Here is a 24933-nt window from a genome sequence, read left to right as displayed (position 1 = left end):
GAAAGGTGTTGAGCACGCTATTTTCGATGGATGCGTGCGTTCACGGCGTTTAGCTTCGTACGAACCGGCCGTTCGCGCAAGCCCGTTGCGCGTCTTTTGATGTCTCGGGGGTGTTTATCGGGACGGTGTCGAGGCTGCGCCGAGGGCGCTGGCGGTGTTCACGATGGTTTCGGCCAGCCCTTCGGCCTCTTCGAGTGGAAAGTCGCGGTGAAAGCGTTTGCGTGCGCCCAGGCGGGTCAATACGACATGTTCATCGCACGCAAGACCCTGATTTTCAATGCACAGTCGAGCGCAACCATGGTGGCAGCCATCGATGACGAGAAGCGGTCGGCCAGAGTCGGCTTCGGCGACCATGTGAGGAAGCCCCGCGGCCACGCCACTGAGGCAGCCCATCTGGGCAATGCCGAGGCGGTCGAGCTTGAGCGCCATGAAATTGGCCATCTGGCCTGCGCTGGCACAACCGGAGCAGGCATAGACGAGAGGTCGATCGGGAAACACGCGACGCAGATACATGGTTTGGCCTATCCAGAGAGGATGCCGGACCATGCTGCCCCCGATTGACCCGGCCCATGATGACCTGGATCAAATCGGGGGTTCTTGGGCGCAATCGGGTCAGATTTCCAGGTTGTCGATCAGCCGGGTGGCGCCCAGCTTGGCCGCACCGAGCACGACCAGCGGGTCGCCGGGCGTGGCCGGCTCCTGCAGATCCTTGCGCCGACGCACCGACACGTAGTCAGGCTGCCAGTGATGGGTTGCCAGTTCGGTCATGGCAGCGCGCTCGAGCTTTTCGTAGTCGCGCTCGCCGCCTCGCACGGCCTCGCGGATACGTTGCAGGCAATGGTACAGGCGGATGGCCTCGGTCCGTTCGGCATCGCTCAGGTAGCGATTGCGGCTCGACAGCGCCAGGCCGTCTTCGGCGCGCACCGTCTCGCCCGGAATCACCTCGACGGGCAGGGCCAGTTGCTCGACCATGTTCCGCAATACCATGAGTTGCTGGTAGTCCTTCTTGCCGAACAGGGCGGCATCGGGCTGGACGATGTTGAGCAGCTTGAGCACCACGGTGGCGACGCCCCGGAAATGCCCTGGGCGGAAGGCGCCTTCCAGTACGGCCACCTGGGCGCCATCGGGCTCCACATGGTAGTTCTGGCGTTTCGGGTACATGACCGACTCGTCCGGCGCGAACAGGTGTTTCACCCCGGCCGCTTCGAGCTTTTCGCAGTCGGCCTGCAGGGTGCGTGGGTACTTGTCGAAATCCTCGCTGGGGCCGAACTGGAGACGGTTCACGAAGATGCTGGCAATGACCGCATCGGCGCGCTCGCCGGCCTGGCGCATCAGCGTGATGTGCCCCTCATGGAGATTGCCCATGGTCGGAACGAAGGCAACCCGGCCTGCGGCGCGGCGTGCCTCGCGCAGGCTTTCGATGGTGGTATGAATCTGCATGGGATCTGTCGCTCAGTAGCAGTGTTCCGGTGCCGGGAAGCTGCCGTCCTTGACGGCCTTGACGTAGTTGCTGACGGCCTCGTCGATGCTCGTGGCCTCGGCCATGAAATCCTTGACGAAGCGGGCCTTGTGGCCGGGAAAGACGCCGATCAGGTCGTGGAGCACCAGCACCTGCCCGTTGCAGCCGGCACCCGCACCGATGCCGATAGTGGCCATGGAGGACAATCGCAGGGTGATGTCGGCGGCCACGTCGGCCGGTACCATCTCCAGGACCATCAAGGAAGCGCCGGCCTGCTCGAGCGCCAAGGCGTCGAGTTTGAGGCGGGCGGCGCCTTCCTCGGTACGGCCCTGCACCCGGTAGCCACCGAGCTGATTGACCGATTGCGGCGTCAGACCGATATGCGCGCACACCGGGACGCCGCGCTCGACCAGAAAGCGGATCGTCTCGGCCATGAATTCGCCACCCTCGAGCTTGACCATCTGTGCGCCGGCCGCCATCAGGGTGGCGGCATTGCGCATGGCCTGCTCCGGGCTCTCGTGGTACGTGCCGAAGGGCATGTCGGTGACGATGAACGGACGATTGCAGCCGCGGGCGACACACTCGGTGTGATACCTCATGTGCTCCAGCGTGACCGGCAGGGTCGTCTTCTGTCCCTGCAGTACGTTGCCCAGCGAGTCGCCGATCAGAATGGTGTCGACCCCGCAGCGCTCAAGCAGCGCGGCAAAGCTGGCGTCGTAGCCGGTCAGCATGGCGATCTTTTCACCCTCGGCGCGCATCTTGCCAAGCGTGGTGAGCGTGATTGGTTTGTTGTCCTGAAGATAACTCATGCGAGCTTCCCCTTTTCTCCCTCAGGCCGCGCAGTAAACCGCATGCGGCCAATACATTCAAGCCGAATGTAAGCGTGTGGTGGTGTGCCGGTCAGGCGTAGCCGAAAAACTCGCGGAAACTGCGCATGGCGCGCAGTCGGTCGAGCAGCAGGTCGAAATCGTCTGCCTGATCGATCGGGTTGAGCACTTCGGCATCGACGATGAACAGGGGCGAGGCTTCGTATTGGTAGAAGAACTGCGCATAGCGCTCGGCCACGCGTTCCAGGTAGTGCGCCGTGATGTGGCGCTCGGCCTCGACGCCGCGCTTGCCGATGCGCTCGATCAGCGTATCGGGCTTGGCTTGCAGGTAGATGACGAGATCGGGCTTGGGGGTGGGTTGAGGCACCACCATGTCGTAGGTGCGCTGGTAGAGCTTGAACTCTTCCGCTTCCAGGTTGAGCTGGGCGAACAGCGGGTCCTTGTCGAGGATGAAATCCGAGACCACCCGGCGCCCGGCCTGGTCGTTGGCCAGGTGATGATTGAGCTGGTCGACCCGCTGGTAGAGGAACGAGAGTTGCGTGGGCAGCGCCCAGCGCTCCATGTCGGAGTAGAAGCGTGGCAGAAAGCTGTTCAGTTCCGGATGCTCGAGCACCAGCTCGGCCTCGAGGCGTGCTGCAAGGCGTCGTGCCAGCGATGTCTTACCGGCCCCGATCGGACCTTCGACCACAATGTATTTGGCTTTATCGAGCATGGATGTTCTGGTTTTGCCCTGTTTCTGACCGTACGGCTAGCATCACAGCCCGCGCCGGTCAGGTCAACATGTCAGAGGGGCGAGATGGCTTGGTCAGCGACGGTGGGCAGCAGATCCGCCACACGGCCCACGCCGGGGATGATCGTTTGCGGCGCGAGCTCGGCCAGGGGCGCGAGCACGAAGGCGCGCTGATGCATGCGTGGGTGCGGCACGGTGAGCTCAGGCTCATTGACCACGGTGTCGCCATGGAGCAGCAAATCCATGTCCAGTGTGCGCGGTGCCATGTGATATTCACGCGTGCGGCCGTTGTCGGCTTCAATGCGCATCAGCGCTTCGAGCATCGCGCGCGCGCTCAGCGAGGTGCTCAGCTGCACCACGGCATTGATGTAGTCGGGTTGGCCCGTGACACCCACAGGCGCGCTCCGGTAGAGGCGGGAGCGGGCGACAAGGCGGGTATCGGGCAGGGCGCCCAGGGCCGAGCAGGCCGCGTCCATGGCCGCGACGGCGTCCCCCAGATTGGCCCCCAGACCGATAAAGGCCGTGACGGCCGTGCCCCCGCGACTCATTCGCCTGCGGACGTTCCGCTGTTGCCGCCATCGCCGCCTGCGGGGCGACGCTTGCGACGGCGACGACGCTTGCGACCTTCACCCGCGGCCGGGGCCGTAAGCATGCTTTCACGCTCGTTGCCGCCGGCATGGGCGAATTGCTCCCACCATTCGACCAGCTCCATGTCGATCTCGCCGGACAGGGCGCGCAGGCGCAGGAAGTCCCAACCGGCACGATAACGGGGTTGCTCCAGCAGGCGGAAGGGGGCCTTGCCGGATCGCTTTTCAAAGCGCGGCTGCAGGGCCCAGATATCCTTGATGTCGCCCGCGATGCGGCGGGTGATGGCGAGCTTTTCGCCCTGGGTGCCCAGGACATCGTCCATGGCCGCAAACAGGGCCGGGTGCGCGTGCTCGTCCTTGGCCTTGCGCGCTTCCCAGGTGACCAGCACCTCGTGCCACAGCAGGGTGGCGAAGAGGAAGCCCGGTGACACTGGCTTGCCCTGGCTCACGCGCTCGTCGGTGTTCTCGAGCGACAGCCACACGAAGCGCTCGCCCATGGGCTGCTCGAGAATCACGTCGAGCAGGGGCAGCAGGCCATGGTGAAGGCCTTCTTCGCGCAGTTGCTTCAGGCACTTGACTGCATGCCCCGAGAGCAGCAGCTTGAGCATCTCGTCGAACAGACGGGCCGCCGGCACGTTGTCCATGAGCTCGGCCATCTCGCGAATCGGGCGGCTGGCCGCCGGGTCGATGGTCAGGCCCAGCTTGGCGCCCAGACGCACGGCCCGCAGCATGCGCACCGGGTCTTCGCGGTAGCGTACCTTCGGGTCGCCGATCATGCGCAGGGTTTTCTGCTGCAGGTCGGCCACACCGTGGTGGTAGTCAATGATGTTCTGGGTGGTCGGGTCGTAGTAGAGCGCGTTGACCGTGAAGTCGCGACGCAGGGCGTCTTCTTCCTGCGAGCCGTACTCGTTGTCGCGCAGGATGCGGCCGTGCTCGTCCTTTTCGGCCGCGTCGGCCTCGACCATGGCGCGGAAGGTGGAGACCTCGATCAGCTCCTGGCCGATCATCACGTGAACGATCTTGAAGCGGCGGCCGATGATGCGTGCGCGGCGGAACAGGCGCTTGACCTCTTCCGGGGTGGCGCTGGTGGCCACATCGAAGTCTTTGGGCAACTGTTTGGCGAGCAGATCGCGAACAGCGCCGCCGACCACGAAGGCCTGGTAGCCGCCTTCCTGCAGCACCGTGCACACCTTCTTGGCGGCATAGGAAACTTCGTCGAGGTTGATGCCGTGGGACTGGGCCGGAATCAGGGCCGGCCCGTCGCTGGCACCGGGTGCAGCGCGCCGAAAGACCTTGCGCAGCAGTTTGCGGATCATCGATGAGTGTTCGTTGAATGAATCAAGCCCGCGATGATACCGCAGAGCATGGGCAAAAGCCTATGCCCGGCAGGGTGTTAGCGGGCGCCGAGTTGTCTTCTCACGGGTATTTTTCAGCCGTGCAGGCTGATGACTTCCCATCCGTGCAGGCGGGCGTGCTCACGCAGGGTGTCGTCCGGATCGACGGCAACCGGGCGGCTGACCCGCGCCATGAGCGGGATGTCGTTGTGCGAATCGCTGTAGAAATGGGTGCGCTCGAAGCTGCCCATGTACAGACCCAGCGATTCGAGCCAGGCTTCGACACGTTCGATCTTGCCGGCCTTGAACGCGGGCATGCCACGGGGTTTTCCGGTGAAGCGGCCATCCATCTGGGCCGGAATGGTGGCCACCAGGTTCGGGATGCCGAATTCGCGCACGATCGGGCCGGTCACGAAGCTGTTGGTGGCGGTGACCACGGCCAGCAGGGTGTCGTCGGCACGATGCTGGTCCACCAGCGCGCGCGCGGCAGTGGTGATCATCGGGCGGATGAAGGTGTCCATGAACTCTTCATGCCAGCGGTCGAGCTGGGCGCGATCGTGGCGGGCCAGCGGCGCGAGCTGAAAGTCGAGAAACTCGAAGATGTCCAGCGTGCCGGCCTTGTACTGGTCGTAGAACTGCAGGTTGCGCGCTTCATACACCTCGCGGTCGAGCACGCCCTTGCCGATCAGGAACTGCGCCCAGGAAAAGTCCGAGTCGCCAGCCAGCAAGGTGTTGTCGAGGTCAAAGAGAACGAGTTCCATGATCGGTTCCGAAGCTTAAAGAGTCAGCCCGTCGCGCATCAGGTCGCGCAACAGGGGCAGGGTGATGGCGCGTTTGCGTTCCAGCGAGGCGCGATCGAGCGCGTCGAGCGTGCTGACCAGGGCCGGCATGTCGCGGCGGCCATAGCGCATGAGATAGGCCACCACATCGCCATCGAGGCGCAGACCGCGCTGAGCCGCCATGCTGCTGAGAATAGCTGATCGCGCCGTGTCGGTCAGGGGCTGGATCTCGAAGACCAGGCACTGTCCGATGCGGGTGCGCAGGTCTTCGCGCAGCGCCAGCTCACGTGGGGGGGCGTTGCCCGCCAGCAGCAAGGTCTGACCCTGCTCGCGCGAACGGTTGAATGCGTTGAACACGGCAATGCTCGCCGCGTCGCTCAGCGAATCGACATCGTCGATGGCAAGCAGTGCATGTCCGGGCAGCGGCTCGATGACCTGGTCGGGTGTCAGATAGGCGCCGTCGCTGGCCGCCGCGGTGGCGGCGCGCAGCAGATGCGTGCGGCCCATGGACGGGGCGCTCCACACATAGATGTGATCGCTGATGACACCACGTGCCTGGTCGGCCAGTGCCGCGACCAGCGCCTGATTGTCGCCGGCAAAATAATTGTCCAGGCGTGGCGGCGCGTCGAGCCGCACGTCCAGCACCAGTTGTTTCATGCCACGTCTTCTTGCTTGTCCGGCTCGCCAAGATACACGTGACTGGAGAAATAGGCACCGCGCAACTCGCGCAAGGCCACCAGCAGCGCGGCGCTGGCCGGCAGGGCGACCATCACCCCCACGAAGCCGAAGAGCTGGCCAAAGGCCATCAACGCGAAGATCACCACCAGCGGATGCAGGCCGATACGATCACCCACGATGTAGGGCGTGAGCAGGAAGCTTTCGATCAACTGGCCCAGCGAGAACACGATGGCCACGCCAATGATCGGCGGCCAGCCCTGGGCCTGCAAGATGGCCGAAAGCAGCGCCAGCACCAGACCGGCCGTGAAGCCCACGAAGGGCACGAAGACCAGCAGGCCGGTGATCACACCGACCGGCAGGGCAAACTTCAGCCCGGCCATCCACAGCCCGATGCTGTAGAACACCGCCAGCAGCAGCATGACCGACAGCTGCCCGCGCAGGAACTCGCTCATCACCTTGTCGATGTCGCCCAGGATGCGCATGGTGCGATCGACCATCGGGCGGGGAATGACGTTGCGCAGCCCCTGGGTGATGTGCGGCCACTCCTGCAGCAGGTAGAACATCACCATGGGGACCAGCAGCAGATTGGCAAAGAAGCCGATCACCGCCAATCCGCCGGTCGAGGCCTTCTTCACCAGCCCGGGCAACAGATCCTGTGCAGAGCTCCAGTTTTCGGTGACCCACTGGCGGATCGAGTTGGCGTCCAGCTGGATGTCCACATCGAAGTGGTTCTTGAGCATGGGCAACACGTTGGTGTTGAGCATCTCGACCAGGTCCGGCAGGCGGCTGACGAGGGTCATCGCCTCCTTGTAGACCATGGGGATGAGAATCAGCAGCAGCGCGGCAAGCACCAGACCGAGCAGGGCGATCACCAGCAGCACCGCCGCTGCCCGGGGGACGCGCCGATTGACCAGCCAGCTCACCATCGGGTCACAGATGTAGGCCAGCACCGCTGCGACTGCGAAGGGGCCGAGGATCGGTCCGAGCAGGTACAGCAGCACCAACAGGGCGATACCGACGCCAATCCACGTCGCCGTTTGTATCTGGCGGTCACTCAAGGAGATCATTCGATGTAAAATGCGGGGTTTCGGTTCGGGGGCGGAGGGTCCGCACCAAGCGCAGGATTGCGCAAAACCCCGACACTGTAGTCGCAAGCTGCGACAGGCTCAAGCAAACGGCGATGCCGTTGCCATTGATTCACGAGGTATGCCCTTGACTTCCCTGACTTATCGCGACGCTGGTGTGGACATCGAGGCCGGCGACGCCCTGGTTGACCGCATCAAACCCATGGCCAAACGCACCATGCGCCCCGAAGTGCTGGGCAACATCGGTGGCTTTGGCGCCCTGTTCGAGCTGACCGGCAAGTACAAGGAGCCGGTGCTGGTCTCGGGCACCGACGGCGTGGGCACCAAGCTCAAGCTGGCCTTCGAGCTCAACAAGCACGACACCGTCGGCCAGGATCTGGTCGCCATGAGTGTGAACGACATTCTCGTGCAGGGCGCCGAGCCGCTGTTCTTCCTCGATTACTTCGCCTGCGGCAAGCTCGACGTGGACACCGCCGCAGACGTGATCAAGGGCATTGCCACCGGTTGCGAGCTGTCCGGCTGCGCCCTGATCGGCGGTGAAACGGCCGAAATGCCGGGCATGTACCCGGACGGCGAATACGACCTGGCCGGCTTTGCGGTCGGCGCGGTTGAAAAGTCCGAGATCATCACCGGCCAGACCATTCAGGCCGGCGACGTGGTGCTGGGCCTCGCTTCCAGTGGTGCGCATTCCAACGGCTACTCGCTGATCCGCAAGGTGATCGAGCTGACCAAGCCTAACCTGGATGCCGACTTCCACGGTCGCCCGCTGCGCGACGTGGTGCTCGAGCCTACCCGCCTGTATGTGAAGTCCATGCTCTCGCTCATGAAAGCTAACCCGGGCATGGTGAAGGGCATGGCCCACATCACCGGCGGCGGCCTGCTGGAAAACCTGCCGCGCGTGCTGCCCGAAGGCCTGACCGCCGAACTGCGTGCTGACGCCTGGCAAATGCCGCCCCTGTTCCAGTGGCTGCAGGGCGCGGGCAACATCGAGCCCAAAGAGATGTATCGCACCTTCAACTGCGGCATTGGCATGTGCGTGGTTGTCGCCGCCGCCGACGCGGCCACCGCCGCTCAGGCCCTGCGCGATGCGGGCGAGACGGTCTATGAACTCGGCACCGTGCGAGCACAGGCCAAAGGCGAGGCACCGACCCTGGTCGTCTGAGCGCGCAAGCCCGTCTCACAGAAAACCCCGGCACGTCCGGGGTTTTTCTTTTCTGACGCCGGGATTCCGGCTGACAGCGATACCGGCGTTTTCCTACACGCGAAGGTCGAGCAATGTCCTGAAATTGAGGTGTGCGCAACGCAGCGGCCGACATCAACCCAAATCAGGCCCCGAAGCGCGAGACACTCAAGGAGAACACTATGAACGGCATCCGGATTTTTGCAATCACCGCCATTGTTGCTGGTATTCTGGCCCTCGGTTACGGTGGTTTCAGCTACACCAAGGACACCACGGCCGCTAAGGTGGGGCCCATGGAGCTGACAGTCAAAGAGCAGGAAACCGTCAATATCCCGGTCTGGGCCGGGGTGGCAGCCATCGCTATCGGCGGGATTGCTCTGGTCGCTGGCGGCAAACGCTGAACCGCTGTAACTGATAACAACTCAAACAGAGAGGCCAACGCCCGGCGTGCGAATGCACGTCGGGCGTTGTTGCGTTTATGGCTGCAGTCGGTCAGGCGCGGCCGGCGACCTTTCGGACGTCTCCGTCAGCTCAGAACCTGAAGCGGCCCTTGACGCAAAGCACCCGGATCGATGCGATGGACATGACGCCATGCCAATCGTATGCTCGTCGTGTCTCGTGGGCACGAAATTCTCCTGTCACGACTGCGGGGTTTGTTAGCTTGGTTATCACTGCACATAAATACAGTTTTTCTTGTAATTCCCAGTGCCATCAAGGGATTCAGCCTGCGGACTTCGGCAGGTTATACCGCAGGTCCCTGGTTACGCTCGCAATTTCGCGGTCTACAACAAGTTAGCCCAATGAAGGCATCACTCCGAGCAATTCTATGGAACGATTGGCCAGCGCTGGCGTTTTGGCTTGGCATCCCGATCATGTGGGCGATCTATTTTGCGTTCCCGATGCTTAACGGGTCGAAACCACTTTCCGGTAGCTATGCAGTGTTTTTGCCGGTTGTCTCAACAGCGTTGTTGGTGGGGCTGCTGGCGTGGCGCGTGCTGAGGGTGAGAGCATTGTTCGAACGCGGGGTAGAAGTGCCTGGCGAGATTCGAGGCGTGTTGATTACCCGAGATCGGGGGAGGCTTGAGTACACGTACCATTGGGGTGAAGAAACTCTGGTGGCGTGGAGCCCGGTGCACAAAACGAAGCGCGTGCTTGGTTTTTCCTTCCGGCAGCCCGTGCGAGTCTTGGTTGATGCGAGTAATCCAAAGAAGTCAGTTGTCCGAGAGTTATTCGCGTGAAAAGGGCTAACAAGCAGGTCAAGCCGTTCGCCTGCGGCTCACTCGGACATTCAGCACTCCGCACTTGCTCGGGCATGGCTTTGCCATTTTTGCCCGAGCAATCGCTCCATGCTGAATGCCGCTTACCTGGGCGTTGAGGCTGTAGAAAAACTCCCGCCGCCCATTCTGGTGGCCATATGCTGACCGTATAATCAGGCATCTCGTTCGAGGATGCCCCGATGGCGCACTTCAAGACACCCGACTACGGTCTGAAGATGATTCCGGTGGATTTTTCGCAGCAGGTGCTGCCGGGCAGTATCGAGTTTGCGCTGTGTCACCTGGTCGATCATGAGTTGGATCTGTCGGGACTGCGTTCGGGTTATCGCAACGATGCCGGCGGGGCTTCGGCCTTTGATCCGGCGGTGCTGCTCAAGATTGTGCTGCTCGGTTATTCGCGGGGGCTGGTCAGCTCCCGGGCCATCGCTTCGGCCTGTGTCAGTAACGTGCTGTTCATGGCGGTCTCGGGCGATAGCTGCCCGCACTTCACGACGATTGCCGCCTTTGTGTCGGGGCTGGGCGAAGAGGTGGGCAGGTGTTTTACCCAAGTGCTGCTGGTGTGCGATCGGCAGGGCTTGATCGGGCGGGAGCTGTTTGCCATCGATGGCGTCAAGCTGCCCTCGAATGCCTCCAAGGCGAAGAGCGGCAAGCGTTCGGACTTCGAGCGCGAAGCGGCGAAGATGGAGGCGGCGGTTCGGCAGATGATGGCCTCCCATGCGGCCAGCGACGATGACACGAACCCCCATACCGAAGGCGAACACGCCCGACGCACGCGCGAGCGGCTCACCCGCGAGGCGGCGCAGATCCGTGGCTGGCTCGAGCGCAATCCGGCGGATCGCCGGGGGCCACGTGGAGCCGTACGGCTATCGAACCGGACGGACAACGAGTCGGCCAAGATGGCCACGGGCAAAGGGGTGATCCAGGGCTACACCGGGGTAGCCACGGTCGACGCCAGGGCGCAGATCGTGCTGGACGCACAGGCCCACGGCAGCGGCAGTGAGCAGGAGTTGCTGATCGGCGCCATTGATGGAGTCAAAGCGTATCGAAGCGCACAGACGGCCATTTGCGCCGACGCCGGATACCACTCGGAAGCGAACCTCAAGGCGCTGTCGGTACGCCAGGTCAATGCGTGGATCTGCGACAACCAGTACCGCTCGCGCGACCCGCGCTACGCGGGCCAGAGCGCACACAAGAGCAAGCCCGACCCCTTGTGGGACAAGTCGAAGAGGCCCAAGAAGCCGAGCTGCTTTGGTGTGAGTGAATTCGCACTGGCGGCCGATGCAAGCCATTGCACCTGCCCGGCAGGCAAGCGCCTCTATTCGAACGGATCAGACTGCACGATCGGTGGGCACAAGGCGATGAAGTTCAGTGGCGCCGCACGCGATTGCGAGCCCTGCGCACTGCGTCGGCAGTGCCTGAGAAAGCCCGACACCACGCGTGTGCGTCAGGTGGCGTTCTTCATGGGTAAGCGCGATGGGGCGACGAGCCACACCGAGCGCATGAAGCAGCGCGTTGATTCGGCGCAGGGCAAGCGAATGATCGCAGCGCGCTTTGCCACGGTCGAACCGGTGTTCGGCAACCTGAGGCACAACAAGCGGCTCACGCGCTTCACCCTGCGTGGGCGAACGAAGGTCGATGGGCAGTGGAAGCTCATGTGCCTGATGCACAACATCGAGAAGCTGGCGCATCACGGGTATGCAGGATAGATTAAGAGGCAGGCAGCTGCGGGAACACGCTCAGGGATGAGCACGGAGCCCCAGAGGGGCCCGAGAGACGACGGAACAGAAAGGCGAAGTCGATGAACGAACAAAACAGACCGGCAGTGACCGGGCAAGATCTGATTGCCTGGAAACGGGTTTTTCTACAGCTTCGTTAGAGGTGGCTATGGCCGACTCCACGAGAAAAATCAAGAAAGCGCTGGCAGAGGCGCTGACTAGGTCCGAGGAGAACGGCGATCTTGTCATTGCCACAGCTATCATCAATGACATTACCGAACCAATGGCTGAAGCGGTCAAAACTGCATACGCGGGTATATTCACAACTCAAGAGCTGGCAGCGCTAAGTAACTTAGTCTTTCAAGCGACTTCTGACGAAACATTTTATGACTGGGAAATGCCAACCTTGGTTGGTTACACGCGTGAAGAGATGCAGGTGCTAGGTGCAAAGCTCCGTGAACTAGCAGTCCTCTAACAAGTAGTTTAAATCGTTCGCTTCGCTCACTGGGACTGTCTAATGCCCGCCCCTTAACCAAACGTTGAGAGTCAGCTTCGAGGCAATAGCGGTCTTCATTCGAAGCCGTAACCTTGACCGTTCTGGGTCGAGTCCCGTCCCGATTTGATCCGCCGAATGACACTAAAGGCCGATGGTCATGACCCGTTGCGTCTTTTCCATGGAAAACCCCATTCGCTGGTAAAAGCGATGTGCGTCGTCGCGCTCGATGCGTGATCTCACGGTCAGGTGCGCGAGCCCGGCGTTGTGCGTCCAGCGAACGCTTGCTTCGACCAGTCGGGCGCCAATTTCGTGGCCTCGATATTCCTCCCCAACCACCAGGGCTGCGATTTCTCCGTGAGGGGGTATTTCCAGCCGATCCACACGCATGACGTGAATCCAGCCAGTGAGTGTGTCGGCTGTCGAGGCGACAACCACGGCATGCCGTTCAGTCTGGTCGAGCAGGTTTGCGAGTCGTGCGCGCATGTGCGCTTCCGAAGTGGGGTAACCCAGTTGGCCGGCGAGGATGGCGATGGAGGCAGCGTCTTGGACGCGCGCCGGCCTCAGTTCGACGTTTGTGTCCATGAGCCTGCGTGCCGTTCGAACGTATGGGCCGCGTGTGAATGGAAGCCGGTCTCGCCGGCGAAGCGTTGCCAGACGGTGGTGGTGATGCGGTCGCGGGTGACGTCCATGTGATGAAAGTAGAAGCCGTCTCCGATGTGGCGATGGGAGGTGGGCGATCCAACCCCGAGGCCGACCGCTTGTCGTCCGGACTGGGCGCGCAGTAGCAGTGTTTCGGTGCGGTGCAGGTGGCCCCAGAGCAGCAGATCGACTTCGCCTTCGTCGATGAGCGCCTGGCGGGCCTTGCTGGCGCCGGCCATGCCGCCCTTGTTGCCTTTCTCGCGTGAGGCAAAGGGGTGATGGGCGGCAGCGATGCGCAGTTGGCCGGGCTTGGCCTGGCTCAGCCAGTGGGCGGCGCTGCGGCTGGCTTCGGACTTGAGGCGGCCGGAGCGCCAGGACAGGTTGTTGGTGCTATCGAGCAGGGCGACCCGTAGCTGCGGATGGTCGAGCCGGTCGCTGGTGATGGCGCCGATGTGGGTGCGGTAGCGGTGGCGAGGGGTGAGCAGGCGGTGCCAGGGGCGGAAGAGCGGCATGTCGTGGTTGCCGGGGATGGCCATCCACTGGGCCGGCAATTGTTCGAAGAAGCGCTTGGCGTCGAGGAACTGCTGGGTGCGGGCGCGCTGGGTGATGTCGCCGGTGATGAGCGTGAGCGTGGGGGCGAGGCCGTGAATGGCGTCGAGCAGCGCGTCGGCGGCACCTTCGTGCTGGGCGCCGAAGTGCAGGTCGGAGATATGGACGATACGCAGGTGGTCGTGAACGGGATTCATGGTCTGACGAGCTGCAGTGCGCTCTTTTCGAAGGCGAGATCCAGCGGCAGGGCACACTTGATGATCTCTCCATCGAGCGAGACCCGCAAGCGGCGGCGCCGGCGCTTGATGTCGAGTTCCATGCGGGTGACCGGGGCCAGCTCGAATTCCGGCGCCTCCGACAGACGCCCCAGCGTGGCGCGCACGGCGGCTGCCAGCACATGCAGGCGCGACTGGTGCTTCATGAGCACAAGGCCGAGCGTCTCGTCACGGCATTCACGGGCGAAGACCGTATCGACGGCTTCGAGCATGAGCGGGTTGGCGCCAAAGAACACGGCATTGGCTTTGACCTGCCGGGCGACGCCGTTTTCGGTGAGCGTCAGGCGCATGATCGGATAACGGTTGAACAGGGTGGCGATGCCCGACAGCACGGCGGTGATGCGGGAGCGCCCGAGCATGGCGGTGTGGCGTTCACGGGCGACGATGATGCGGGTGTAAAGCCCGAAGGCGGCGTGGTTGAAGAACAGCAGGCCGTTGATGTCGCCCACGCCTGTGGGTCTGGGGGTGCCCGTGATCGCCAGGCGCGCGGCGTCGGTGATCTCTTCGGGGATGTCGTGCTGGCGGGCCACGTAGTTGTAGGTGCCGGTGGGGATGATCGCCATCGGCGTGTTTGCGGCCCGTGCCGCCTGGGCCACGCTGCGCACGGTGCCGTCGCCACCCACGGCGACGATCAGGTCACCCGCTTCCGCGGCCTGCTGGCACAGCTGGTCGATGCGCGAGCGTTTGGCCGGGTCGAACCATTTGAGTTCTACGCCGGGGCCTTGCATGGCCTTTTCGATCTGCTCGCGCAGGTGAGGTGCGCGGCCGCCAGCCGAGCGGGTGTTGAGCACCACAGTGATGATGCGTTGGGTCATCGAATGCGCTTTCTCATTTCCCTTGATCACGGGACAATACGGTTTTGCATGGGTGTGCGGCGTTGCCGCTGCTTGCACCTGTCATGCGTCTCCAAAATCATACCGGGTCATGTCCATTTTCGTTCGTCAGCACGCTGACCGTCTTGCCGCCTTACTCATCTTCGCCATGCTCGTGGCCGCCGTGCTGGTGGGCGCGCGGACCGGCTGGCCGGCCTGGACCGGTGGGGTCGCCGCGTGGGCCGCGCTGACACTGCTGTGGCCCGGCATGGACCACCGGCAACGGCGTCAGGTGTGGATTCTTGTCGGCATTGGCGTGGCGGCTTTCGTGTATGCCGGATATGGGAGTGGACAGTGGCCGTGGCAAGGCGTTCTGACCACCAACATCGCGCTGCTCGGCATGCTGGCGGGGGTGAGCTTTCTGCAGCTCATCGGGCTGGAAGCGGACGACGATTCACCCAGGGGGGTGGGCGCGCTGTGGCGTACGGTGGCGGGCGTGCATGTGTTCGGCGCGGTCATCAATCTGTCGGCCATCTTCATCATGGCGGACCGCATGGGCGGCGCAAAAGGGCCGGGCCCGGCACAGCTCAACGCCCTCACGCGCGGTTTTCTGATCGGTGCTTTGTGGTCGCCCTTCTTTGCGGCGACGGCAGTGGCCACGACCAATGCGCCGGGGGCCTCGCTTGGCGTGCTGGCGATGTGGGGCGTGCCGCTCACCGTGGTGTTGATCGCCCTGGCCAGTATGGATGTTCAGCGCAACCCATCGGTGCGCAATGACTTCGTGGGCTACCCGATGCGGCCGTCCTCGCTCTGGGTCCCGACCACCTTGGCCGGCATGGTCATTGCCGGGCACTGGATCTGGCCGGACTGGACCACCCTGGCCATCGTGACACTGGCGGCACCCATCATGACGGCGGCGGTCATCTTTGCACGGCATGGTCTCGGTGATGGCAGCAGCCGGATCGTCCGCCATGCAATGCACCGTTTGCCGGCCATGCGTGGGGAGCTGGGGCTGTTTCTCGCCGCCGCGGTGTTTGCCACGGGCCTGAACGCGCTCATCGGCAGCAGCGGTGTCTGGCTGCCCATGGACCACGTCGGCGCGCTGGAAGCCTCACTGATCCTCGCGGGCATGATCGCCTTGTGCATCGTGGGTATCCATGCAGTCATCTCGATCACCATGGTGGCAGTCTGGCTCGCGCCCTTGCAGCCGGACCCGATTCTCATGGCCATGGTCTACATGCAGTGCTGGGCCATTGGCCTGGCGGCCAGCCCGCTCTCGGGGGTGCACCTGGCGCTGCAGGGGCGCTACGGCATCTCGGGCGCCCGGCTGGCGCGAGGCAACTGGGCTTACTGTGCCCAGGGGTATGTGGCGGCGGTGATCACGCTCTTTGCCATCGCGGCCTGGCGCGGCATCTAGCCCGGCAGCAAGCCCAGTTTGCCCAGGCGCTTCATGTACTGGGCGCAGGAGCGGGTTGGCGCGTCCAGTACGGGCAGGGCGGACGGTGGTGCGCTCAAGTGATCACCAGGCAACGCGGCCAGCGCGCCCCGGTAACCCGGATTGAGTGTCTGAACGGCCTGTGCGTTTGCATGCAGCGCCTCGGGCAGGCGGTTGCTCACGATGATGTCGTCGCACAGCGCCTTCAGGCGCGTCAGGACGAAATGCCAGCGCCGCGCCGACCAGCCGAACCGCGCGTGAAAGCGCGGGCAGAGAAAACCGAGCGTGTGATTACCCCGGTGGCCGGCGAGTGACCATGGATGAAGCACACGTGCCGTGTTCCCATCAAGGCCGCCTGCACGGCCGCTGACCAGTTCCGCCGGAATGGCGAGTAAGGGCGGGGCCTCCAGCGGGTGTGGTCGCTGCCGCTCCGGGCCCACATCCGTGTTGCTTGCTGCCATGTCGGCAAGTGCTTCGTAATCGGTATCGATGGCCGTGCCGGGGCTGGCCAGCGCAGGGGCAAAGCGCAACACGTTGTCCGCGTTGAACAGATACGGCTTGGTGCTGAAGGTGCCGGCGACCCACTGCCAGGACAGGTGATTGGAGGCCAGATCGCAGTCGACCAGGTGCCCGTACATCCAGTCGGCGCCGGTGCGCCAGGCCACCTTGCGCAGATGAACCACGTAGCTGGCGAGCCACATGCGCTGGTGGTTGTGCAGATAGCCGGTGCGGTAGAGCGTGCGGATGCTGGCGTCGACCACCGGTACGCCGGTGCTGGCGGTGAGGATGTCGTCCGGCAAAGCATTGCGATACCGCACACCCGTGAGCGCGGGGCGCTGGTCGTCAAAGATGCCGTCGCCCAGGTGAAACCAGACGTGATGAAAGAAACTGCGCCAGGCCAGCTGGCTCAGTAGCCCCTTGTGCGCGGGCAGGTCGAAGCGTTTGTGCCAGAAGGCATACAGGGCGGCGTCGTCGAGATAGCCGTGGGTGATGTACGGCGACAGGCCGGTGACGGGGCCATCGAGGTGGTTGCGGCGGGCGGCGTAGGCCTCGGGCTGCACCGCCAGCACTCGCCGCAGCGCCGTGAAGACGCTGGGCGGAAAGTCGAAATCGTGTGTCGGTTCGTCGATCACATGGTCCATATGGGGGGCAGCGCGATGGCGATGCCGATGGTCGCACCCACGGTGAGCCCGAGCCGGAGGGGAATGAACCACTCAGGCACCGACAGCTCAGGCGAGAGGATGGTGTCCTGGACATACTGTGTCCACAGAGCCACGATCACGATCAATGCCCCCCCGAAGGTCGGGAACATCAGTGCCACCCAGGCGATGAGGCTGGGGATGACGCTCCAGAAGTAGGCGCGGGAGGCCACCGTGCCCTCGCGACGCATGGCCAGACCCCAGTACAGCGCACCGACAAAGGTCAGGATGACCGCGCCGTAGCTCACGAGCGCCGTCTGGACATCGGCCTGGTGCTTCCAGGGCACATGCGAGGCCAGCCCCAGCAGGATGAAGGGGATGACACCCGCCAGGCCGAGTGCGCGGGGTAATCGGTTACCGGTGTAGCTCAAGGTGATCATGATGCGGTCCCATTGAAGTGTGTATATTATTTGTCCTAGACAAACTTGCCAATCCCAAGTGCGTCGTCGGCGCTGCCCGGCTGCGTTCGATGGCAGGAGGGCAGCGCCGTGGACGGAATTCAGATTGTTTGGTTCAAGCGGGATCTCAGAACGCACGACCACATGCCTCTGGTCGAGGCGGCGCGTGCCGGTTCGGTGCTCCCGCTGTACATCGTCGAGCCGGGGCTGTGGCAACAGCCCGAGTCGTCCTTGCGTCAATGGCGATTCATCGGCCAGTCGCTGCGGGAACTTGATCAGTCACTCAAGGCGCTGGGGGCGCCCGGGCTGATCGTTCGACATGGTGAAGCCGTCGAGGTGCTGGAACAAGTTCGGCAGCAATTCGGCAAAGCGGCGCTATGGTCTCATGAAGAGACGGGCAATATGTGGACTTTTTGCCGCGATGCAGCAATTTCGCGATGGTGTCGTTGCAACAATGTGACATGGCAGGAGTACCGCCAGGATGGCGTGGTTCGCCGGCTCGGAAACCGGGACGGCTGGGCCGCCCACCGGGACCGTTTCATGGCCCTGGATCTTGCGCCGCAACCTGCACGCATCCGGGGGGTGTCGATACTCTCCGACCCGCTGCCCGTGCGTCCGGTATCGACCCTCGCGGATGACGACTGTCCCGGTGCCCAGCCCGGTGGGCGCACGGCCGGACTGATGTTGCTCGACAGTTTTTTGCAGCAACGCGGGGTCGACTACGCGCGGGGCATGTCGTCCCCGTTGTCGGCGGCGGATGCCTGTTCAAGACTGTCCCCTCACATCGCCTACGGCACCCTGTCCATGCGCGAAGTGGTTCAGGCGCTGCGCCAGCGGCGGCGCGAGGTGAAAGCCGATCCGGCCCTGAGTGCCTGGCGACGGCCGCTGGCCGCCTTCGAAGCACGCCTGGCCTGGCAAAGCCATTTCATGCAGAAACTTGAATCCGAGCCGGAGATGGAGTGGCGCAACCTCCACCCGGCGATGGCGGACGAGCGCCAGTCGGTTGATCCCGAGCGGTTCGCCGCCTGGGCCGAGGGGCGCACCGGCTGGCCGTTCGTGGATGCGTGCATGCGCATGCTCCATCACACCGGCTGGATCAACTTCCGCATGCGCGCGATGCTGGCCGCCGTGGCCTGCTACCACTTGTGGCAGCCCTGGCGCGAGGCCGGCCTGCATCTGGCGCGGCAGTTCATCGACTATGAGCCGGGCATCCACTGGAGCCAGATGCAGATGCAGTCCGGCTCGACCGGCATCAATGCTTTCCGGATCTACAACCCGATCAAACAGTCCCACGATCAGGACCCGGAGGGCACCTTCATCCGCCGATGGGTGCCGGAACTGGCGCAGGTCCCCGACGCGTGGATTCACGAGCCCTGGCGCATGGACGCGAGCTTGCAGGCACGCAGTGGGTGTCGCATCGGGCGTGACTACCCGGCGCCCATCGTCGATCACGAGGCTGCCGCGCGTAAGGCGCGTGCGCGATTGCGGGCTGCTTACCGGGGGGAGGACGCTCTCGAAGCGAGCCAGGCGGTGATGGCGCGCCATGGCAGCCGCAAGCGACGCGCGGATGGGGGGCGCACGGGGTCGGCGCGACGCAACGATGGCCAGATGGGCTTGTTCGGATGAACCGCAGGAAACCCAATCTACCCACCCGTATCTGCGCCATCTGCGGCCGCCCCTTCGCCTGGCGCAAGAAGTGGGCGCGTGTGTGGGACGAGGTGCGCTACTGCTCCGAGGCCTGCCGGAAACGCAGGAGGTCTGTCGATGAGTGACAAGACGCGTCGTCTGATCGTGGTGCTGGGCGACCAGCTCGACCCCGACAGTGCAGCTCTGGAAGACTTCGATCCGGACACCGACCGCATCTGGATGGCCGAAGTGGTGCAGGAAAGCACGCACGTGTGGTCGCACAAGGTGCGCATCGCCATGTTTCTCAGCGCCATGCGCCACTTTGCCGGGGCGCTGCGTGCGCAGGGGCGGCCCGTCGACTACTTGGCGCTCGATGACCATGATCACGAAACGCTGGGTGACGCCCTGGCCGATGCACTCCGCCGCTTCAAGCCGTCGAGTATCCGCATGGTCAAGGCCGGTGACTGGCGCGTGCACCAGGCACTTTGCGAAACGGCGGACGCGGCCGGGGTGGCCATCGACTGGGCAGAAGACCGGCATTTCATCGCCACCGAATACGATTTCAACGCCTGGGCCGATGACGGGCGCAAACAGTTGCGGCTCGAATACTGGTACCGCGAACTGCGCAAGCGCACGGGCCTGCTCATGAAGGACGGCAAGCCGGCGGGGGGCGATTGGAACTACGACGAAAAGAATCGCGCCAGCTTCGATGCGGACGGCCCCGGCTGGCTGCCGAGCCCGGCCACGTTCGAGCCGGATGACATCACGCGCTCGGTGATTGCGCTGGTCGAATCACGCTTCGCGGATCACCCGGGCACGCTCGAGCACTTCGACTGGCCGGTCACGCCCGAGCAGGCCCGGCAGGCGCTCGACGACTTCATCACACATCGTCTCGAATGCTTCGGCCACTATCAGGATGCGATGTGGACCGACGAGACCTGGCTCTACCACTCGCGTCTGTCTGCCGCACTCAATCTCAAGCTGATCGACCCCATGACGGTCTGCCGGGCCGCCGAGAAAGCATGGCAGGGGGGCAGGGCGCCGATCGCCGCGGTGGAGGGTTTCGTCCGGCAGATTCTGGGCTGGCGCGAGTTCGTCCGCGGGTTGTACTGGCGATTCATGCCCGGCTGGCTGGATGAGAACGCACTTGAGGCCGATGCTGAGTTGCCCGGGTTCTTCTGGACGGGGCAGACCGACATGGTATGCCTCAGCCAGACCCTCAAGCAGACGCTGAAGACGGGCTACGCGCATCACATCCAGCGCCTGATGGTGACCGGCCTGTACGCCTTGTTGGTGGGGGTGAAACCCCGGCAGGTGCACGAGTGGTATCTGGCCATCTACGTGGACGCGGTCGAGTGGGTGGAGTTGCCGAACGTGCTGGGCATGAGCCAGCATGCCGACGGCGGGCGCATGGCCTCCAAACCCTACGTGGCCAGCGGCAACTACATCGACCGCATGAGCAATTACTGCAAGGGGTGTCGGTACGACCCCGGTGAAGCGACCGGGGAGGCGGCATGTCCATTCACCACCTTGTACTGGGATTTTCTCGATCGCCACGAAAAGCGCTTTGCCGATCACCCGCGCATGGCATTGCAGGTCAAGAACCTGAGGCGAAAACCGGATGAGGAACGCAAGGCGATTCGTGAGCAGGCCCGTGCCCTGAAATCAGGGTAGTGCCTCAGTACGGGCCGGTTGTCGGTTCCGGGATGGGCGGGCCGATCTTGAGGTGGTTCTGCACGCAGCGGATGCCGTCGGTGTCGCGGGCGATCTTGTCTGCGGTCTGGATGGCCAGCTTGGAGCTCACGTTGCCCGAGAGAATGGCCACGCCACCGACCACGCGCACGTCGAATTTCTCCTGCAGCAAGACCTTGTTGAAGCGCATTTTGGTGCCCAGCGAAACGGTCTTGGCCTGATCGCCGAAGAAACTCATGTCGGCTTCGCGCACCTCGCAGGTGCCGGCCGCGAACGTGGTGCCGGAGACGGTTAGAGCGACGAACAGGGCAAGGAGCGAAAGGGGGCGCGAAGGCATGGTGGCGGACTCGTGTCTGGCGGTATGGGCGGTGGCGAAAATTGAATCACTCGAGCCAGCGCGCGACAAGCAGCAAAGCGTATCCGCATGTCGCTGCCTACCAGAAGGCGACTACCAGTACTGTCGTTAGTGCGGTCAGCACCAGGGCGCCGCGCCGCACAAAGGCCGGTGCCGGGGCGACGTTAGCCGAGCTGACCGAAGCGAGTTGCGTCGCCGTTGGCGACGTGCCGAGCACCGATTGCCAGGCATAGGTCGCCACCACGGTCAGTACCAGCAGCACAAAGGCCACGATGGTGAAGTGCATGGTCAGCCAGTCGAACTGGGCCGCGATAAACCACAGGGCACTGACGGCATGTCCGGTGATCAGCCCGGCCAGCGCCGCTCGTGCGGACACGCGCCGGGAGAGCATGGCCAGCGCAAAGATCGCCACCAGGGGCGAGGTGACATAGGCAAAGCCTTGCTGCAGATAGGCGAACAGCCCCGGGAAGTTGTCGATGGCCGGTGCCCACAAGGCGGCAACGCACATCATGCCAAGCGTGGTGTAGCGGCCAAGTCGCGCCAGGGCTTTCGCATCCAGGCGCGGGCGCCGGGGCTGAACGAAATCGGTGATCACCAGCGTCGAGGCAGAGTTCAGGGCCGAATCCACGCTCGACATGATCGCGGCCAGCAGACCCGCCACCATGAGACCGGCCAGACCGGGGGGCGCGTATTCACCGATCAGACGGGGGAAGACCGTGTCCGGCCGCTCCAGATCGGAGAACAGCCCGATGGCCATGGCGCCGGGCAGCACCATGAAGAACAGGGGCAGCAGTTTGAGGGCGGCGGCAATGAGCGCACCCTTGCCGGCCGCTTCGATGTTGCGCGCGCCGAGCAGTCGCTGGCAGACGTACTGGTTCATGGTCCAGTAGTAGAAGCCGAGAATCGGCAGGCCGAGCAGGGTGCCCAGCCAGGGCAGGGCCTCGTCATCGAGCGGGCGGATGAGCGAGAGTTTCTCGGGGGGTACCACGGCGGTCACCTGCGCCCAGGAGTAGTCAAACTCCGCGAAGACCAGCGCAAAGAGAATCATCGAGCCGATCAGCAGGACCAGCGACTGGAGCACATCGGTGTAGGCCACGGCGCGCAGGCCGCCGGCGGCCGTGTACAGGCCTGCAAAGATCGCCAGCGCCACGCAGGTGGGCCACAGACTCAGGCCTGGCACGAACAGCATGATCACCAGCGCCCCGGCATACAGGCTGCCAGCAGTGTCGAGAAAGACACTGAGCAGCAAACTGGTGGCCGACAGATATTTGCGCAGGCGGGCATCGAACCGTTGCTCGAGGATCTCGGGCACCGTCGTGAGCCGCCGACCGATGAACAGGGGCGCCACGAACACGGCGGTGAATACCAGCACCAGGGCCGCCATCCATTCGTAGTTGGCCACCGAGATGCCCGTCGACCAGGCGGCGCCGGGCAGGCCGATGAGCGTGGTGGAGGAAATGTTGGAGGCGAACAGGGACAGCCCGATGACGCCTGCCCCCAGGCTGCGGCCGGCCAGAAACAGGTCGTCCGCATCCGGGCTCTTGCGTGTGACCCGCACGCAGACCGCGATGACGACCAGCAGGTAGATCGCCACGATGATGTAGTCGGCGGTGTGGAGCGTCTGCATCCGCGAATTCCATTGTCGTGTTCGTCTCTTTCAGGGAAACACAGGCCCATGCCGGGTGGCAAGTCGCGTTTGAAACATCTGCCGAAATGCCGCATGTATAAAGGGCTTTGCGCCTCGGTATCCCTAAAGTTGATGCGGAATTTGCCGAAAAAATGGCATCGAACCGAGACGACTCCAGATGAAAATTTGCCGCCACCCGACACGGGTCAACCGTATGGCACGCCTGGTGTGCACGCTCTTGCCCGCAGTGAGTGCCGGTCTGCTTGTCGCCTCACCCGCTAGCGCTGCGGGCAAACTCACACGCATGTCGCTCGAAGACCTGATGGGCATGACGGTGGTGGGGGCCTCCAAGTACGAGCAATTGCAAAGCGAGGTCGCGGCGGCGGTGAGCGTCATCTCCCGCGAGGAAATTCATGCCTACGGCTGGCGGACCCTGGGAGATGCCCTGGCCAGTCTGCCGGGGCTCTATCTGAGCTATGACCGGCAGTACATGGGGCTGGGGACCCGCGGCTTCAGTATCCCGGGGGATTTCAACACACGCATTCTCGTGACCATCAACGGTAACCGGATCAATGACCCGCTCTACGACGCGGGGCCGACGGGACGGGAGTTTCCGCTCGACATGGATCTGGTCGAGCGCATCGAGTTCATCCCGGGCCCGGGGGGCGCCGTGTATGGGCAGAACGCCATGTTCGGTGTGGTCAATGTGGTGACGCGAACGGGCGCATCGTTCGGTGGCGCGGAAGTCATGGCCGCATATACCCATCCGGAACAGCGTCGTGAGGCGCGCGCCAGCTGGGGGCAGAAGTACGACAGCGGCGTCGATGTGGTGGCCTCGGTCTCGAGCATGAAGGCCCGGGGCGACGATCTGTGGATGGATTTCGGCTCAGCGGGCGGGCGTTCGCGCGTGCGCGGGCTCGACGGTGAGCGGGTCGACCAGTTCTTCCTGCGCGCGTCGCAAGAGGCGTGGAGCGCGGAATATCTGATCAGCGATCGCAAGAAAGACGATCCTACTGCCGGCTACCTGTCGGACCCGTTGACCGAAGGGCAATACCAGAAAGACCGATACCACCTGCTGCAGATCCGCTACGACGCCAATGTGCCCGACTCGTCGCTGCGTGTGTCTGCGCGCGCCTTTGCCGGCGAGCTGAGCTATGCGAGCGAATTCTCCTACGGCGGGGACATCTACGGTTACCCGGGCAAGGCCATGTGGCACGGCTTCGAGCTTCAGCTCGTATCCACCGCTGTCGAGCGACACAAGCTCATGGTCGGTATGGAATACCAGCGCAACAGCCGGGTGGACCAGTTCATCCTTGACGCGTCCGCGCCGGAAAACAACATGCGTATCGAATCGCCCGGCCAGCGCATCGGGGCTTACCTCCAGGACGAATGGCGGCTAGCCGATGCCGTGTCTGCGACCCTTGGCCTGCGCATCGACAACAACAGCGTCACCGGGACCAAGCTCAGCCCGCGGGCGGGCGTGATCTGGACCGCTTCCGGTGCCACGGTGGTCAAACTGCTGTACGGCCGTGCGCACCGGGCACCCAACGCCTACGAATCCGAGTACGACGATGCGGTCTCCGTGGTGGCCAACCCGGATCTGAACGGCGAAACCATCACCACTTATGAGGTGGTGGCCGATCACCGCCTGTCGTCCGACAGCTCGTTGCGTGCCGCCTTGTACCAGTGGACGATCAAGGACGTCATTGCCCTGGGGATTGACGCCTCAAGCGGTCTGCCGCAGTACCAGTCGGGCGGCGACTATGACGCCCGCGGCATCGAACTTTCGTTCAACCGGGGCTGGCAAAGTGGCGCCAGCCTGCGCGGCAGCATTGCCTTCCAGCATGCCAGTGCGGATGACGCCAACCGGATCGCCAACTCGCCCCGGATGCTGGGCCGCCTCAATGCCTCCACGCCGTTGCCGGTACTCGGTGCCCAGCTCGGCTACGAGTTGCGCTATGACGCCCGGCGAGAGGCCGTGATGGGCGGCAACACGGGAGGCTACGCAATTTCCAACCTGTGCCTGAGCACCGACGCCATCGCCCGGAACACCACGGTCGCGCTGGATATTCGCAACCTGTTCGACCGGCACTACCGGAACCCGGCGCCCGATACCAATTGGCAGCACACCATCGAGCAGGACGGTCGATCGGTGACGCTGGGTATCACGGCAGGATTCTGA

Annotated in this window: 26 protein-coding genes; 10 read left to right on the top strand and 16 right to left on the bottom strand. The window is 63.7% G+C overall.

From position 1 onward, the window contains the following. Positions 1-114: 114 nt before the first annotated feature. The 9 genes from J0W34_RS14130 to J0W34_RS14090 all read right to left on the bottom strand — a co-directional run bounded on the left by J0W34_RS14130 (position 115) and on the right by J0W34_RS14090 (position 7461). Positions 115-513: a putative zinc-binding protein gene (locus J0W34_RS14130; protein WP_230969206.1), complete on the bottom strand. Its 399-nt coding sequence runs from the start codon at positions 511-513 to the stop codon at positions 115-117. 99 nt (positions 514-612) lie between these two features. Beyond that, a complete protein-coding gene (gene panC, locus J0W34_RS14125) occupies positions 613-1440 on the bottom strand; it encodes a pantoate--beta-alanine ligase (RefSeq protein ID WP_230969205.1) in 828 nt (275 codons plus the stop codon). A gap of 12 nt (positions 1441-1452) precedes the next feature. Continuing rightward, on the bottom strand, positions 1453-2268 hold the full coding sequence (gene panB, locus J0W34_RS14120) for a 3-methyl-2-oxobutanoate hydroxymethyltransferase (protein ID WP_227818304.1): 816 nt from the start codon (positions 2266-2268) through the stop codon (positions 1453-1455). A gap of 91 nt (positions 2269-2359) precedes the next feature. Beyond that, positions 2360-2998: a deoxynucleoside kinase gene (locus tag J0W34_RS14115; RefSeq protein WP_227818305.1), complete on the bottom strand. Its 639-nt coding sequence runs from the start codon at positions 2996-2998 to the stop codon at positions 2360-2362. 71 nt (positions 2999-3069) lie between these two features. Next, on the bottom strand, positions 3070-3564 hold the full coding sequence (gene folK, locus J0W34_RS14110) for a 2-amino-4-hydroxy-6-hydroxymethyldihydropteridine diphosphokinase (protein WP_230969204.1): 495 nt from the start codon (positions 3562-3564) through the stop codon (positions 3070-3072). Then, the gene (pcnB, locus tag J0W34_RS14105) at positions 3561-4919 is read right to left on the bottom strand and encodes a polynucleotide adenylyltransferase PcnB (RefSeq protein ID WP_230969203.1); all 1359 of its coding nucleotides are present in this window, start codon (positions 4917-4919) and stop codon (positions 3561-3563) included. Before pcnB ends, folK begins: the two co-directional genes overlap by 4 nt. 113 nt (positions 4920-5032) lie before the next feature. Then, complete coding sequence (locus tag J0W34_RS14100) at positions 5033-5698, bottom strand: histidinol-phosphatase (protein WP_230969202.1); 666 nt, start codon at positions 5696-5698, stop codon at positions 5033-5035. Positions 5699-5713: 15 nt separating this feature from the next. Continuing rightward, on the bottom strand, positions 5714-6373 hold the full coding sequence (hda, locus tag J0W34_RS14095) for a DnaA regulatory inactivator Hda (protein ID WP_230969201.1): 660 nt from the start codon (positions 6371-6373) through the stop codon (positions 5714-5716). Continuing rightward, positions 6370-7461 (bottom strand): AI-2E family transporter, encoded by a 1092-nt coding sequence (locus tag J0W34_RS14090; protein WP_230969200.1) that lies wholly within the window; start codon positions 7459-7461, stop codon positions 6370-6372. Before J0W34_RS14090 ends, hda begins: the two co-directional genes overlap by 4 nt. Positions 7462-7600: 139 nt before the next feature. Here J0W34_RS14090 and purM point away from each other — a divergent pair, with 139 nt between their 5' ends. From purM to J0W34_RS14065, 5 genes are all read left to right on the top strand, one after another. Further along, positions 7601-8641 (top strand): phosphoribosylformylglycinamidine cyclo-ligase, encoded by a 1041-nt coding sequence (gene purM, locus J0W34_RS14085; protein ID WP_230969199.1) that lies wholly within the window; start codon positions 7601-7603, stop codon positions 8639-8641. 200 nt (positions 8642-8841) lie between these two features. After that, the gene (locus tag J0W34_RS14080; protein ID WP_227818312.1) at positions 8842-9060 is read left to right on the top strand and encodes a hypothetical protein; all 219 of its coding nucleotides are present in this window, start codon (positions 8842-8844) and stop codon (positions 9058-9060) included. A 399-nt stretch (positions 9061-9459) separates the two neighbouring features. Continuing rightward, positions 9460-9897, top strand: coding sequence for a hypothetical protein (locus J0W34_RS14075; RefSeq protein WP_230969198.1), 438 nt, complete (start codon positions 9460-9462; stop codon positions 9895-9897). Positions 9898-10115: 218 nt separating this feature from the next. Beyond that, positions 10116-11639 (top strand): transposase, encoded by a 1524-nt coding sequence (locus J0W34_RS14070; RefSeq protein ID WP_230969197.1) that lies wholly within the window; start codon positions 10116-10118, stop codon positions 11637-11639. A gap of 178 nt (positions 11640-11817) precedes the next feature. Beyond that, a complete protein-coding gene (locus tag J0W34_RS14065) occupies positions 11818-12123 on the top strand; it encodes a hypothetical protein (RefSeq protein ID WP_230969196.1) in 306 nt (101 codons plus the stop codon). Between the two features lie 162 nt (positions 12124-12285). Here J0W34_RS14065 and J0W34_RS14060 read toward each other — a convergent pair whose 3' ends face one another. Genes J0W34_RS14060 through J0W34_RS14050 form a run of 3 tightly spaced genes read right to left on the bottom strand, consistent with a single transcriptional unit; the run spans position 12286 to position 14422 of the window. Continuing rightward, entirely contained in the window at positions 12286-12726 is a 441-nt protein-coding gene (locus J0W34_RS14060) for a GNAT family N-acetyltransferase (RefSeq protein WP_230969195.1), read from the bottom strand. Further along, the gene (locus tag J0W34_RS14055; RefSeq protein WP_227817931.1) at positions 12705-13529 is read right to left on the bottom strand and encodes a metallophosphoesterase family protein; all 825 of its coding nucleotides are present in this window, start codon (positions 13527-13529) and stop codon (positions 12705-12707) included. Before J0W34_RS14055 ends, J0W34_RS14060 begins: the two co-directional genes overlap by 22 nt. Then, positions 13526-14422, bottom strand: coding sequence for a diacylglycerol/lipid kinase family protein (locus J0W34_RS14050; RefSeq protein WP_230969194.1), 897 nt, complete (start codon positions 14420-14422; stop codon positions 13526-13528). Before J0W34_RS14050 ends, J0W34_RS14055 begins: the two co-directional genes overlap by 4 nt. Positions 14423-14531: 109 nt before the next feature. Between J0W34_RS14050 and J0W34_RS14045 the strand changes: the two genes are divergently transcribed. Continuing rightward, positions 14532-15836 carry a hypothetical protein gene (locus J0W34_RS14045; RefSeq protein WP_230969193.1) on the top strand — a complete coding sequence of 435 codons (1305 nt, stop codon included), beginning with the start codon at positions 14532-14534 and terminating at the stop codon, positions 15834-15836. Here the strand turns inward: J0W34_RS14045 and J0W34_RS14040 are convergent. Both J0W34_RS14040 and J0W34_RS14035 read right to left on the bottom strand, forming a co-directional pair. Further along, the gene (locus tag J0W34_RS14040) at positions 15833-16996 is read right to left on the bottom strand and encodes an FAD-binding domain-containing protein (protein ID WP_230969192.1); all 1164 of its coding nucleotides are present in this window, start codon (positions 16994-16996) and stop codon (positions 15833-15835) included. The genes J0W34_RS14045 and J0W34_RS14040 overlap by 4 nt on opposite strands. Beyond that, positions 16984-17433, bottom strand: coding sequence for a DUF3429 domain-containing protein (locus tag J0W34_RS14035; protein WP_227817927.1), 450 nt, complete (start codon positions 17431-17433; stop codon positions 16984-16986). Before J0W34_RS14035 ends, J0W34_RS14040 begins: the two co-directional genes overlap by 13 nt. Before the next feature lie 108 nt (positions 17434-17541). Between J0W34_RS14035 and J0W34_RS14030 the strand changes: the two genes are divergently transcribed. The 3 genes from J0W34_RS14030 to J0W34_RS14020 are packed head-to-tail and all read left to right on the top strand — an operon-like array spanning position 17542 to position 20751. Next, the gene (locus tag J0W34_RS14030; protein ID WP_230969191.1) at positions 17542-19077 is read left to right on the top strand and encodes an FAD-binding domain-containing protein; all 1536 of its coding nucleotides are present in this window, start codon (positions 17542-17544) and stop codon (positions 19075-19077) included. Continuing rightward, positions 19074-19223 carry a DUF2256 domain-containing protein gene (locus tag J0W34_RS14025; RefSeq protein ID WP_230969190.1) on the top strand — a complete coding sequence of 50 codons (150 nt, stop codon included), beginning with the start codon at positions 19074-19076 and terminating at the stop codon, positions 19221-19223. Before J0W34_RS14030 ends, J0W34_RS14025 begins: the two co-directional genes overlap by 4 nt. Beyond that, the gene (locus J0W34_RS14020; RefSeq protein WP_230969189.1) at positions 19216-20751 is read left to right on the top strand and encodes a cryptochrome/photolyase family protein; all 1536 of its coding nucleotides are present in this window, start codon (positions 19216-19218) and stop codon (positions 20749-20751) included. The genes J0W34_RS14025 and J0W34_RS14020 overlap by 8 nt, the downstream gene beginning before the upstream one ends. A gap of 4 nt (positions 20752-20755) precedes the next feature. Here J0W34_RS14020 and J0W34_RS14015 read toward each other — a convergent pair whose 3' ends face one another. Then, positions 20756-21106 (bottom strand): BON domain-containing protein, encoded by a 351-nt coding sequence (locus tag J0W34_RS14015; protein ID WP_230969188.1) that lies wholly within the window; start codon positions 21104-21106, stop codon positions 20756-20758. 97 nt (positions 21107-21203) lie between these two features. Continuing rightward, positions 21204-22751, bottom strand: coding sequence for a sodium:solute symporter family transporter (locus J0W34_RS14010; RefSeq protein WP_230969187.1), 1548 nt, complete (start codon positions 22749-22751; stop codon positions 21204-21206). Positions 22752-22929: 178 nt separating this feature from the next. Between J0W34_RS14010 and J0W34_RS14005 the strand changes: the two genes are divergently transcribed. Continuing rightward, positions 22930-24933: a TonB-dependent receptor plug domain-containing protein gene (locus J0W34_RS14005; protein ID WP_230969186.1), complete on the top strand. Its 2004-nt coding sequence runs from the start codon at positions 22930-22932 to the stop codon at positions 24931-24933.

The organism is Nitrogeniibacter aestuarii (assembly GCF_017309585.1).
GTDB lineage: Bacteria > Pseudomonadota > Gammaproteobacteria > Burkholderiales > Rhodocyclaceae > Nitrogeniibacter > Nitrogeniibacter aestuarii.
Note: the sequence above shows the minus strand (reverse complement) of the source record. Positions and strands in the feature narration are given on the sequence as shown.